This is a genomic window from Methylobacterium sp. 88A, from assembly GCF_000376345.1.
Classification (GTDB): Bacteria; Pseudomonadota; Alphaproteobacteria; order Rhizobiales; family Beijerinckiaceae; genus Methylobacterium; species Methylobacterium bullatum.
Window position 1 is genome coordinate 2590947 of sequence record NZ_AQVT01000001.1, and the last position, 12633, is coordinate 2603579.

The following is a 12633-nucleotide window of genomic DNA, read 5'->3' on the forward strand; positions in this document are numbered from 1 at the left end:
GAACCCTGTCACACGGCGATCTGATCTCGTTCCCCGGTCTCGTCCGCCAGGGCGGCCCCCTGTCGCCGCAAAGCCTCGCCCACCATCAGCAAGGCCGGCCCATCGTAGCCCGATGCCTCCACCCGGTCCGCCAGATCGGCGGCTGTGCCGGACACGACGGCTTGGTTGGGGCGCGTGGCGTTGAAGACGAGGAGCGCGGGGGTGGCCGGTGCCAGACCCTCGGCGACGGCGCGGTCGAGCAGCTCGCGCAGGGTCTTCTTCGGCATGTAGACCACGGTGGTGACGCTCGGATCGGCGAGCGCGCCCCAGTTCAGGTCCGACGGCAGGGTGCCGCGGCGGTCGTGGCCGGTGACGAATTGCAGGCGTCGCGCCGAGTCGCGGTTGGTCAAGGAGACGCCCAGCGACGCGGCCGCCCCCTGCGCCGCCGAGATGCCCGGCACCACGCTCACGGGGATACCAGCCTGATGGCAGGCGTCGATCTCCTCGCCGGCCCGGCCGAAGACCAGGGGGTCGCCGGATTTGAGGCGCACCACCTGCTTGCCGGATTTGGCGAGCTGCACCATCAGCGCGTTGATGTCGTCCTGGCGGCAGGAGGGGCCGTGCCCGGTCTTGCCCACCAGCATGGTGCGCGCCTCGCGGCGGGCATAATCGAGGATCTCGGGCGCCACGAGGTCGTCGTAGAGGATCACGTCGGCGTTGCGGAGCGCCCGCAGGGCCTTCAGCGTCAGGAGTTCGGCATCGCCCGGCCCCGAGCCGACGAGCGTCACCGCCCCGCCCTTGGGGGCCACCTCCGTCTGGCCGAGGAGTTCGGCCAGATCCGCCTCGGTGGGTGTCCGGTCCGGCTCGGCGAAGGCGCGATCCGTGAAGCGCTCCCAGAAGGCGCGGCGGTCGGAGAAGGCGTGGAAGCGGCTCGTGACCTCCTCGCGCCAGTCGCGGGCGGCGCCGATCCAGGCCTTGAACCCGCGCGGCAGCATGCCCTCGATCCGGGCGCGCACGGTCTGCCCGAAGACCGGAGCCGCGCCCTCCGTGGAAATGCCCACCACCATGGGCGAGCGGTTGACGATGGCGCCGAACTTCACGTCGCAGAGATGCGGCCGGTCGACGGCGTTGACGATGGCGCCGGTCGCCCGCGCGGCGGCCACGAAGGCGATGCAATCGGCCTCGTCCTCCATGGCGCCGATGCAGAAGGCCGCGCCCTGCAGGTCGGAGGGCTGCCACTGGCGCTCATGCAGGGTGACGCTGCCGGCGACGATCTCGCCCGGCACCGCGCGCAACTCGTCGCTGGGTTCGGGCGCGTAGACGTCAACATCGGCCCCGGCGGCGGCGAGCAGCTTCACCTTCCACGGCGCGCCGCCATTGGACCCGGCCAGCACCGCGCGCTTGCCCTGCAGCGGCACGAAGACCGGCAGGACCGCCAGTGGTTCGAGGCCGGCATGTCCGGCGCCCTCACGGGCGGCGATTCCGGCGGGTCGGGTTTCCCGGGGCTGGCGGGGCGTGCTCATCCTATGAAAATGAGCTTATGCGGCGTCGCGCGCAAGCGCCTGCGGCAGCAGCTTGCGGATCTCTGGGATGCACGAGCCGCAATTCGTGCCGGCTTTGCAGGCGGCACCCACTGCCTCGACGCTCTGCGCCCCGGCCGCGATGGTGCCGGTGATGACGTCGAGGCCGACACCGTGGCAGGCGCAGACGGTCGGCCCGGCCGACGCCGTCTCGGCCCGGCCTGAGAGCAGGGCGCGCCGGGCGGAGGGTTCGAGATCGTCGGCGGCGAAATAGGCCTTCTCCGATTCCCAGCCCGGTTTCGCGTCGCCGGGCGTCAGGGCCAGACAGGCGACGAGACGCTCCCCGTCATAGGCGGCGAAGCGGTAGCGGCCACGGGCGTGGTCGGCATATTCGGCGATCTCGAGGCCCTGGAACATCCCCCGCAGCATCAACGCGACCTCGCGCGAACTCTCCTGGGTGGCGAAGTGCAGCCCGGACCCGCCCTGGATCGTGGCGCGCGCCCACCACCATCCGGTGGGAAGCGACCGCTGCTCGCGGGTCAACAGGAAGCCTCGGCTGCGATAGACCGCCGGCGCGATGGCGGCCGGCGTCGCCTTCAACTCGGGCTGTCCGGAGACCGGATCGGGGATGCCGCGCGCGAGGGCGCCGACCCGGCCCTCCGACGCGGTGGCCCCGCTCCAGTGGAAGGCGGCGAACAGGTCGCCCCGGCGCATACCCTCCCCCACCATCACCTCCAGCACCGCCGCACCATGCGCGGTGGAGACCGTGGCGAGGCCGCCATGGACCACGCCCATCATGGCCGCGTCGTCGGGGTGGATCTCCACGAAGGGCACGTCGCGATGGGCCGAGAGGCGCTGGCTTTTCCCCGTGCGCGTCATCGTGTGCCAATGGTCGCGGACCCGGCCGGTATTGAGCACGAAGGGGAAGTCCGCGCTCGCCGCCTGGGCCAGGGCCGGGGGCTGTACGGCGACGAAGCGGGCGCGCTTGTCGAAGGTGAAGAACTGTCCGTCGGCGAAGAGGCGCGGCTTGCCGTCCTTGGCCCCGCGCTTCGTCAGCGGCCATTGCAGCGGCTTCGCGCCGGCATAGGTCGCGTCCGAGATATCGCTCACCGCGCCGATGTCGAAGTCGCGGGTGCCGTTGTTCTCGAAGGCCGAGAGCGACGCGTGCTCGCGGAAGATCGCGGCGGCGTTCGGATACGCGAAGGCCTCGCCGTGGCCGAGGCGCTTGGCGATGTCGCTGATGATCGCCCAATCCGCCCGTGCCTCGCCGGGAGCCTTCAGGAAGCTGCGCTGGCGCGAGATGCGCCGCTCGGAATTGGTGACGGTGCCGTCCTTCTCGCCCCAGGCCTGGGCCGGCAGCAGCACGGTCTTCCGGCCCGTCGCCATGGCGGTGTCGCTGTCGGCCACGGCCTCGGACACGACGTAGAGGTCGAGCCCCTTGATCGCCTCGCGGATCGCGTCGGCGCGTGGCATCGACACGACGGGGTTGGTACCCATCACCCACAGGGCCTTGATCTTGCCGCGCTCCACCGCCTCGAACAGGGCGACGGCCTTCATGCCCTCGCCGGTGATGATGTTGGGCGCCGACCAGAACCGGCGGACCCGGTCCACTTCCTCGGGGGCGAAATGCATGTGGGCGGCCAGCATGTTGGCGAGGCCGCCGACCTCGCGCCCGCCCATGGCGTTGGGCTGGCCGGTGAGTGAGAACGGCCCCGCGCCGGCCTTGCCGATGCGGCCGGTGGCCAGATGGCAGTTGATGATCGCGTTGCCCTTGTCGGTCCCCTGCGCCGACTGGTTCACCCCCTGTGAGAAGGCGGTGACGACGCGCTTCGTGCGGGTGAACAGCGCGAAGAAGGCGCCCACATCCGCGTCCGAAAGGCCGGTGGCGGCGGCCGTCGCGGCGATGTCCGGCGCGATCGAGCGCGCGCGTTCGAGCGCCCCCTCGAAGCCCGTCGTGTGGTCGAGGACGAAGCGGTAATCGAGGGCGCCCGCGCTCGCGAGATGCACGAGGAGGCCTGAGAACAGGGCGGTGTCGGTGCCCGGCTTCAGGCCGAGGAAGAGGTCCGCCTCCTCCCCCGTCTGGGTCCGGCGCGGGTCGATCACCACGAGTTTGGTGCCGCGCTTGGCGCGTGCATCGACCATGCGGCGGAACAGGATCGGGTGGCACCAGGCGGTGTTGGACCCGACCAGCACGATCACGTCGGCCTCGTCGAGATCCTCGTAGCAGCCCGGCACGGTATCCGAACCGAAGGCGCGCCGGTGGGCGGCCACCGCGCTCGACATGCAAAGGCGCGAGTTGGTGTCCACATGCGGCGTGCCGAGGAAGCCCTTCGCGAGCTTGTTGGCGACGTAGTAATCCTCGGTGAGAAGCTGGCCTGACAGGTAGAAGGCGATCGAATCCGGGCCGTGCTGCTCGGCGACCTTGCGCAGGCCGCCGGCCACGGTGCCGAGGGCCGATTCCCAGCTCGCTCGCACCCCGTCGACGGAGGGATGCAGCAGGCGGCTGTCGAGGGACAGGGTCTCGCCGAGGGCCGAGCCCTTGGAGCAGAGGCGGCCGAAATTCGCCGGATGCTCGGTATCGCCGGCAATGCCCGCGCCGCCCTGCCCGTCCGGCGTGGCGATCACACCGCAGCCGACGCCGCAATACGGGCAGGTGGTCTTCACGGCGGCGGCGGGTGCCTGGACGTGCGCGTTCATGGCGAAATCCTCGGCGAATTCCAGGGTTCGAAGGGCAGCAAGAGTCGGGCCGGATGTGCGCATCTCCCTCCCCCCTCTGCGGGGGAGGGTGGCCCGCGAATGCGGGTCGGGAGAGGGGAGCGCTGCCCCATTCGGAAAGGTCGCGCTGCCCCTCTCCCGCCTGCTCCGCAGGCACCCTCCCCCGCGGCGGGGGAGGGTTCGGCGTGTGCTAATACACGTCGGCCTGATACCGCCCGGTCTTCTTCAGATGGGCGAGGTAGGCCACGGCCTCGTCGGGATTCTTGCCGCCATGGGTCCCGGCGACGTCGATGATCGCCCGCTCCACATCCTTGGCCATGCGCTTGGCATCGCCGCAGACGTAGAAATGGGCGCCGCCTTCGAGCCATTTCCACAGGTCCGCGCCGTTCTCGCGCATGCGGTCCTGCACATAGGTCTTCTCGGTCCCGTCCCGCGACCAGGCGAGGGACAGGCGGGTGAGCACCTTGCCGTCCTTCAGCGCGTTCAGCTCGTCCTTGTAGAAGAAGTCGCTGGCCTGGCGCTGGTGGCCGTAGAACAGCCAGTTGCGTCCCGGCGCCTGGGTCGCGGCGCGCTCGCGCAGGAAGGCGCGGAACGGCGCGATGCCGGTGCCCGGCCCGCACATGATCACGTCCTTCGACAGGTCCTCCGGCAGGGCGAAGCCGTGCGCCTTCTGCAGGTAGACCTTGACCGTGGTCTTCTCGGCGATGCGTTCGCCGAGATGGGTCGAGGCGACACCCAGACGCAGCCGCGAGCGGTGGTTGTAGCGCACCGCGTCGACCGTGAGCGAGACTCGGCCCGGATCGGCCTTGGGCGAGGAGGAGATCGAGTAGAGTCGCGGCTGCAGCTCGTCGAGGGCTTCCAGGAAGACCTCCGCGTCGGGCCGGGCGCCGGGAAACTTGTGGAGCGCGCCGAGCACGTCGAGATAGGCGGCATCGCCGTCCGGATCCTCGCCCGCCGAGAGCGCCCGCGCCTTCTTGCGCGCCTCCCCCGAGGTGAGGAGGGAGAGGAGCTGGTAGAGCCCGTCCGGCGCGGCGCCCAGGGAGTAATCCTTGATCAGCCGGTTCCGCAGGGTCTGGCCGCCGATCATGCGCTCGGGCCGGGTGCCGAGTTCAGCGATGATCGCATCCACCAGGGCCGGCGGGTTCGAGGGGAAGAGCCCGAGGGAATCGCCGACCACGTACTCGATGGGCGTGCCCGTGAGATCGATCTCGACATGCCAGGTCTCCTTCTCGCCGCCCGGCTCGTTGAGGCGGGTGCGGGACAGGAACACGGCTTCCACCGGGTTTTCTCGGCAATAGCCGAGCGGTCCGAGGGGCGCTTCCGCCTTGGCCTCGCCCTCCCCCGCTTCGGCCGCCTTCGCGCCGCCGCCCGCGCCGAATTCCTCATCCAGCTTCTTGAGCATGCGGAGGGTGTCCTTCCCCCCCGGCTGGCACAGGTTGAGGCGCTCTTCCTTCTTCAGGAACAGGGCGTTGGCGTAATCCGCGCAATTATAACCGCACTGACCGCAATCCTGCTGCGCCATGGCGGCCATGAGCTTCTGTGCCTCCGGCCGCTCCTTGGCGAGCTCCATCCGGTCGGGCAGCGGCATCGACGGATCGTGCCAGGGCGCGTCGTCGTTGTCGGCGAGCTTCGGCCCGCCACCCGCATCGCCGGGGGCGAGGGCCGTCGCGCCCTCCACGGCGGGGCCGAGCAGGGCGGCGAAATAGCCGGACAGCCAGGAGCGCTGGTCCGGGTTGAACGGGGCGTTCTCGGGGATGAGAACGAGGGGGGGGCTAACGTGTTGAGTCATGGCGATTACCGGAAGGATTGGCGGAGCGCTCGACGGCATTCGGTCCCCTCTCCCCGCGTGCGGGGAGAGGGCCGCGACGACCCCGTCGTCGTCGCGGCGAGGCGGCAGCCGACGGTGAGGGGGCGTAGTCGGAGGAGCTTCGGGTGGAGACGCCCCCTCACCCCCGCCCTTCGGGCTTGTCTCGCCCCCGACGAGGGGGGCTCGACCCTCTCCCCGCGTGCGGGGAGAGGGGATGGTCCCATCCGCGTCATGCTGCGGCCTTCAGGACGGGTTGATCTTCGGCGAGGCTGCGGAGGCTCTCCGGGCCGGTGCGTGCGGTGAAGGCCTGGAAGCTCTCGGCCGGGCTCTCGCGGCGGGCGAGGTAGCTCCGCAGCAGCGCCTCGATGCGGGAGGGGCACTCTTCCGCCTTCACCGCCTTCCAGATCTCGGTGCCGATCTTCGGGCTGTCGCCGAAGCCGCCGCCGACGACGATGTCGTAGCCCTCGACGGTGTCGCCCTCCTCCGAGACGACGACCTTCGCGCCGATGAGGCCGATATCGCCGATGTAATGCTGGGCGCAGCTATGGTGGCAGCCGGTGACGTGGACGTTCACGGGCACGTCGAGTTCCGGCAGATGGGCCTCCATGTAATCGGCGATGACGAGCGCGTGGCCCTTCGTGTCCGAGGCGGCGAACTTGCAGCCCTTGTTGCCGGTGCAGGCCACGAGGCCGGCGCGGATGCTGGACGCCTCGGTGGTGAGGCCGAGCGCTGCCACGCGGGCCTGGACCTCGGCCACCTTGGCATCGGGCACGCCGGAGAACAGGAAGTTCTGCCACACCGTCATGCGGATGGCGCCGTCGCCGCATTCCGACGAGATCTTTGCCAATTCCCGCATCTGGTCGGAGGTCAACTTGCCCACGGGCAGGATCACGCCGATCCAGTTCAGGCCCGGCTGGACCTGTTTGTGGACGCCCACATGGGAGAAGCGGTCCATGGGCCCACGCGGGGCGATGTGGGCCGGGTCGACCCGGTCGAGCTTGTATCCGAGCTCGTCTTCCACGGCGGCGAGGTACTTGTCGAAGCCCCAGGCATCGAGGACGTACTTCATCCGGCTCTTGTTGCGGTTCGTCCGATCGCCGTTCTTGATGAAGACCCGCAGGATCGCGTCGGCGACCGTGTTGCAGGCCTCGGGCTTCAGCACCACGCCGGTGTCGCGGGCGAGATCGCGGTGGCCGGAAATGCCGCCGAGCACGAGGCGCATCCAGATGCCGGGCTCCACGGCCGCGCCGTCGAGGACCTTCACCGCCTGGAAGCCGATATCGTTGGTCTCCTCCAGCACCGGCATCACGCCGCCGCCATCGAAGGCGACGTTGAACTTGCGCGGCAGGCCGTAGAGCGAACGGTCGTTGATGATCCAGTTGTGCCAGGACTTGGCCAGGGGCCGCGTGTCGAGGAGTTCCTGGGCGTCGATGCCGGCCACGGGTGAGCCGGTCACGTTGCGGATGTTGTCGGCGCCCGAGCCGCGCGCCGTGAGGCCGAGATCGATCAGCCCGTCGAGGAAGGGCTGGCCGTGCTCCGCCGTGATCTCGCGGACCTGGAGGTTGGCGCGGGTGGTGACGTGGCTGTAGCCGCCGCCATGGGCATCGGCGAGATCCGCGATACCGGCGAACTGCCAGTGCTGCAGGATGCCGTTGGGGATGCGCAGGCGGCACATGAAGTCGCCGCTGGCCGGGGCGAGCCAGAACAGGCCGTGATAGCGCCAGCGGAAATTGTCCTCCGGCTTCGGGGCCTTACCGGTGGCGGCCTCGGCGATGAGGCGGTTATGCCCGTCGAACGGGTTCTCGGCCCGCTTCCACTTCTCCTGGTCGCAGAGCTTGCCGCCGGCCTTCACCGTGGCGTCCTGGGCCTTGATGTGGATCGCGTCCGGCCCGGTCGGCTCCGAAGGAGCGGCGGCACCCTGCCCCAGGGCGAGGCCGCCGGTGAGGCGGGCGGCGGCGATGCCCGAGGCGAAGCCTTCGAGGTAGCGCTTCTGCTCGGCGTTGAAGTCGTCGGCCATGGAAGCCTCCATCATGCTGCCAGGGATTGGGAATCGGGGGCGTGGACGCGCCCGAACATCAGGTCGTCGCGGTGGTCGGCGATGGGTTCGCCGGTGCGGATCAGCGTCTTGCACCAGCCCTGTTCGGCGATGTCGCCGACGAAGACGGCGCCGAGGAGCTTGCCGTCGCCGATGATCAGCTTGCGGTAGAGGCCGAGGCCGGGATCCGACATCACCACCGTCTCGGCGCCTTCGGGCGCATCGATCAGCCCGGCGGAGAAGACCGGCAGGCCGGACACTTTCAGGCTGGTGGCCAGCGAGGTGCCGGGATAGGCGGCCTCCTCGCCGACGAGGTGGCGGCTCAGCACTTCGGCCTGGTCGTAGGCGGGCTCGACGAGGCCGTAGACCATGCCGCGATGCTCGGCGCATTCGCCCAGCGCGAAGATGCGCGGATCGGAGCTCGTCATCCGGTCGTCGACCTTGATGCCGCGCCCCACTTCGAGCCCGGCGCCCTGGGCGAGGACGGCATTGGGGCGTACCCCCACCGACATCACCACGAGATCGGCCGGCAGCACCGTGCCGTCCGACAGGACGAGGCGCTCGACCCGGCCGTCGCCCTCCACATGGGCGGTATCGGCCTTGAGCAGCACGCGGACACCGCGCGATTCCATGGCGCGCTTCACCAGGCCGGCGGCGTGGTGGTCGAGCTGGCGCTCCATCAGCCGGTCCATGACGTGGAGCAGGGTCGTGTCGACGCCGAGCCGGGCGAGGCCGACGGCGGCTTCCAGCCCGAGCAGGCCGCCGCCGATGACGATGGCCCTCGCCCCCGTCACCGCGGCCTTCCGGATCGCCGCCACGTCCGCGAGATCGCGAAACGTGATGATGCCGGGCAGGTCCATGCCGGGCTTCGGCAGCCGGATCGGCAGCGAACCCACCGCGAGGACGAGCTTGTCGAAGGGCAGGACATGGGTCTCGCCGACGATGACGAGGGCGTTCTCCCGGTCGACCTGCGTCACCGGCGCGCCGGTGATGAGGCGGATGCCGTGCGCCTCGTACCAGTCGAGGCCACGAAAGGCGCAGGCGGCCTCGTCGACTTCACCGCCCAGCAGCGACGAGAGCAGGACGCGGTTATAGGCCGCCTGCGGCTCGGCACCCACGACGGTGACGTCGTAGCGACCGGGCGCGCGCTCGGTCAGCCGCTCCAGAAAGCGCAACGACGCCATGCCGTTGCCGATCACCACCAGACGCTCCTTCATGACCTGCGTCCGATCCTCACGCCGCCATGGCGGGTTTGGCGTGGCGGGCATAGAGGAACTCGAGCACGGCGGCGCGGGCATGGGTGTAAGTGGCGTCCTCCACCAGATCGAGGCGGCGGCGGGGACGCTCGAGATCGACCTTCAGGATCTCGCCGACCGTTGCCGAGGGGCCGTTGGTCATCATCACGATCCGGTCCGAGAGCAGCACCGCCTCGTCGACATCGTGGGTGATCATGATCACGGCGTTCTTCAGCCGCGCATGGATGTCCATCAGCGAGTCCTGCAGATGGGCGCGGGTCAGCGCGTCCAGCGCCCCGAACGGCTCGTCGAGGAGGAGCACCTTCGGCTCCATGGCGAGCGCCCGGGCGATGCCGACGCGCTGCTTCATGCCGCCCGAGATCTCGTTGGGGCGACGGTCCGCGGCATGGGTCATGTTTACGAGGGCGAGGTTGTGGTCGATCCATTCGGACCGCTCGGCCTTGGTCTTCTTGCCCTTGAGCACTTTCTCCACGGCCAGCGCCACGTTCTCGCGCACGGTCAGCCAGGGCAGCAGGGAATGGTTCTGGAACACCACGGCGCGGTCCGGACCGGGGCTGTTCACCTCCTTCTCTTCCAGGAGGACGCCGCCGGTGGAGGCCTTGAGCAGCCCGGCGACGATGTTGAGCACCGTCGACTTGCCGCAGCCGGAATGGCCGATCAGCGAGACGAACTCGCCCTTGTCGATCTTCACGCTCACGTCGCGCAGCACCTCGTTAGTGCGCCCTGCGCGGGTGAAGCTGATGCCGACATTCTCGATGCTGAGATAGCTCATGGGTCTCGTGTCCCTCTGCGAGAGGCGGTCGGGGCACGGCACGACGGGGAAGCCCCGGCGCGCCGTGCGGAGGCGTTCAGGCGGTCGCGCCGCGGGTGACGAGGGTGCCGATGAAGGCCACGAACCGGTCGAGGAAGAACCCGATCACCCCGACATAGACGAGGGCGACGATGATCTCGGAGATGTGCGACGAGTTCCAGGCGTCCCAGATGAAGAAGCCGATGCCGACGCCGCCGATGAGCATCTCCGCCGCCACGATGGCGAGCCAGGACAGGCCGACGCCGATGCGAAGCCCCGTGAAGATGTAGGGGGCCGCCGAGGGCAGCATGATCTTCACGAAGAATTCGAGCGGGTTGAGGCGCAGCACCGCCGCCACGTTGCGGTAATCCTGCGGGATGTTGCGGATGCCCACCGCCGTGTTGATGATGATCGGCCAGATCGAGGTGATGAAGATCACGAAGATGGCCGAGGGCTGGCCGTCGCGGAACGCCGCGAGGGAGAGCGGCAGCCAGGCGAGCGGCGGGATCGTGCGCAGCACCTGGAAGATCGGGTCGAGGCCGCGCATGGCCCAGTCCGACTGGCCGATCAGGGTGCCGACCATGATGCCCACGACGGTGGCCAGGGCGAAGCCGAAGGCGACGCGCTGGATGCTGGCATAGATGTGCCAGAACAGGCCCTTGTCGGTGCCGCCATTGTCGTAGAACGGGTGGGCGATGATGTCCCACGCCTCGGTGACGACGCGCGACGGCGGCGGCAGGCCGGCGGTGGGCCGCGAGCACAGCAGCTCCCAGATCACCAGGAAGGCGATCAGCACCACGACCGGCGGGATCAGGTTGACGGCGATCTGGCGGAACGTCGCCAGGGTCACGAGGGGCTTGCGCGGGGCCTTGGCCGCCGGCTTCGCGGCGGCTCCCGTCACGGCGATGGTGGAGGTGTTGGCCATCACGCGATCCTCTTGATGCCGAGGCTGGACAGGTAGGCGGCGGGATCGGCGGGATCGAAGACCTTCCCGTCGAAGAAGGTCTCCTTGCCGCGCGACGTGGAGGTCGGAATCGCGGTGACGCCCAGCGCCTTGGCGGCGTCGCGCCAGATATCCTCGCGGTTCACCTTGGCGATGAGCGCCTTGGTGTCCGTCTGCGCGTCGAACTTGCCCCAGCGGATGTCCTCGGTGAGGAACCAGAGGTCGTGGCTCTGGTAGGGGTAGGAGGCGTTGTCGGCGAAGAACTTCATGACGTAGGGGCTGTTCTCGACCACGCGGCCGTCGCCGTAATCGATGGTGCCCTTCATGCGGCCGGCGACGTCGCCGACGGGGATGTTGATCCACTGGCGCTTGGCGACGATGGCAGCGAACTCGTCCCGGTTCTCGGGCTTGTCGCACCACATCTGCGCTTCCAGCACCGCCATGGTCAGGGCCTTGGCGGCAATGGGGTTCTTCTCGACCCAGGAGGCGCGCATGGCGAACGCCTTCTCCGGGTGGTCCTTCCACAATTCGCCGGTGGTCAGCGCGGTGTAGCCGAGGCCCTGCTGCACGAGCTGCGCGTTCCACGGCTCGCCGACGCAGAAGCAATCCATCGTGCCGACCTTCATGTTCGCCACCATCTGGGGCGGCGGCACGACGATGGTCTCGATGTCCTTGTCGGGGTCGATCCCGCCGGCGGCGAGCCAGTAGCGGATCCAGAGGTCGTGAGTGCCGCCGGGGAAGGTCATGGCCGCCTTCACCGACTTGCCGGCGGCCTTCTTCTTGTCGATCGCCGCCTTGAACACTTTGGAATCGAGGGCGACCTTGGCGTCCAGATACTCCTTGGCCACCGAGACGCACTGGCCGTTGGTGTTGAGCCGGGCCAGGATCTGCATCGGCACGGGGACGTTGTTCTGCGTCACCCGGCCGGCTGAGATCAGGTAGGGCATCGGCGTCAGGATGTGGGCGCCGTCGATGCCGTTGCCCTCGGAGCCGAGCACGAGGTTGTCGCGGGTGGTGCCCCAGCTCGCCTGTTTCAGCACCTCCACGTCGGGCATGCCGTGCTTGGCGAAGAAGCCCTTTTCCTTGGCGACGAAGAGCGGACCGGCATCGGTGAGGGCGATGAAACCGAGCTTGGCGCCCTTCACTTCCGGGCCGGCTCCCTGCGCGAAGGCACCGCCGGGCAGCGCAGTGCGCGCCAGGGCTGCCAGCGACAAGGTCGCGGCGGCGCCCTTCAAGAGGCTGCGGCGGCTGTTCTGAAACCCGTCAGTCATGGAAAACTCGATCCCTCGAAGCTTAAGCATTCGACCTGAAAACGAAAAAAACCGCTGCCCAAACGCAACCGAAGGCAGCCGCGAAAGCGCGCCAGCGGGTTACTTGGGTCAGCGGCTCTGCCGACATTCGCGCCCGTCGCCGTTGACGAGCGGGATAGGCACAGCAGGTTCCGTGCCAGATGCCGGCCAGCCTGTAATCGCTCTAAGGCCGAAGGCGGTTCGGACGGCGCGGGAGAGCACGCGGCCCGGCTGCGGCGGCGGGGCGTGCGTTGCACAATCGGGAGGCTTTTCGTGCCGCCAAAAGCGGCGTCCGGCCC

At 69.2% G+C, this 12633-nt stretch carries 8 protein-coding genes; all 8 read right to left on the reverse strand.

Annotation, left to right across the window (positions count from 1 at the left end; translation table 11 throughout):
* Positions 1 to 8: 8 nt before the first annotated feature.
* Positions 9 to 1502 (reverse strand): siroheme synthase CysG, encoded by a 1494-nt coding sequence (cysG, locus tag A3OM_RS0112390; RefSeq protein ID WP_018044081.1) that lies wholly within the window; start codon positions 1500 to 1502, stop codon positions 9 to 11.
* A gap of 15 nt (positions 1503 to 1517) precedes the next feature.
* On the reverse strand, positions 1518 to 4196 hold the full coding sequence (locus A3OM_RS0112395) for a nitrate reductase (RefSeq protein ID WP_026175985.1): 2679 nt from the start codon (positions 4194 to 4196) through the stop codon (positions 1518 to 1520).
* Positions 4197 to 4404: 208 nt separating this feature from the next.
* Positions 4405 to 6003, reverse strand: a complete 1599-nt coding sequence (locus A3OM_RS0112400) for a sulfite reductase subunit alpha (protein ID WP_018044083.1) — start codon at positions 6001 to 6003, stop codon at positions 4405 to 4407.
* A 247-nt stretch (positions 6004 to 6250) separates the two neighbouring features.
* Complete coding sequence (locus A3OM_RS0112405) at positions 6251 to 8038, reverse strand: NirA family protein (RefSeq protein ID WP_026175986.1); 1788 nt, start codon at positions 8036 to 8038, stop codon at positions 6251 to 6253.
* 11 nt (positions 8039 to 8049) lie between these two features.
* A complete protein-coding gene (locus tag A3OM_RS23960; protein WP_018044085.1) occupies positions 8050 to 9273 on the reverse strand; it encodes an FAD-dependent oxidoreductase in 1224 nt (407 codons plus the stop codon).
* Positions 9274 to 9289: 16 nt separating this feature from the next.
* A complete protein-coding gene (locus tag A3OM_RS0112415) occupies positions 9290 to 10084 on the reverse strand; it encodes an ABC transporter ATP-binding protein (RefSeq protein ID WP_018044086.1) in 795 nt (264 codons plus the stop codon).
* A 76-nt stretch (positions 10085 to 10160) separates the two neighbouring features.
* A complete protein-coding gene (gene ntrB / locus A3OM_RS0112420) occupies positions 10161 to 11027 on the reverse strand; it encodes a nitrate ABC transporter permease (RefSeq protein WP_018044087.1) in 867 nt (288 codons plus the stop codon).
* Positions 11027 to 12316: a CmpA/NrtA family ABC transporter substrate-binding protein gene (locus A3OM_RS0112425; protein ID WP_018044088.1), complete on the reverse strand. Its 1290-nt coding sequence runs from the start codon at positions 12314 to 12316 to the stop codon at positions 11027 to 11029. The genes ntrB and A3OM_RS0112425 overlap by 1 nt, the downstream gene beginning before the upstream one ends.
* Between the last annotated feature and the right edge of the window lie 317 nt (positions 12317 to 12633).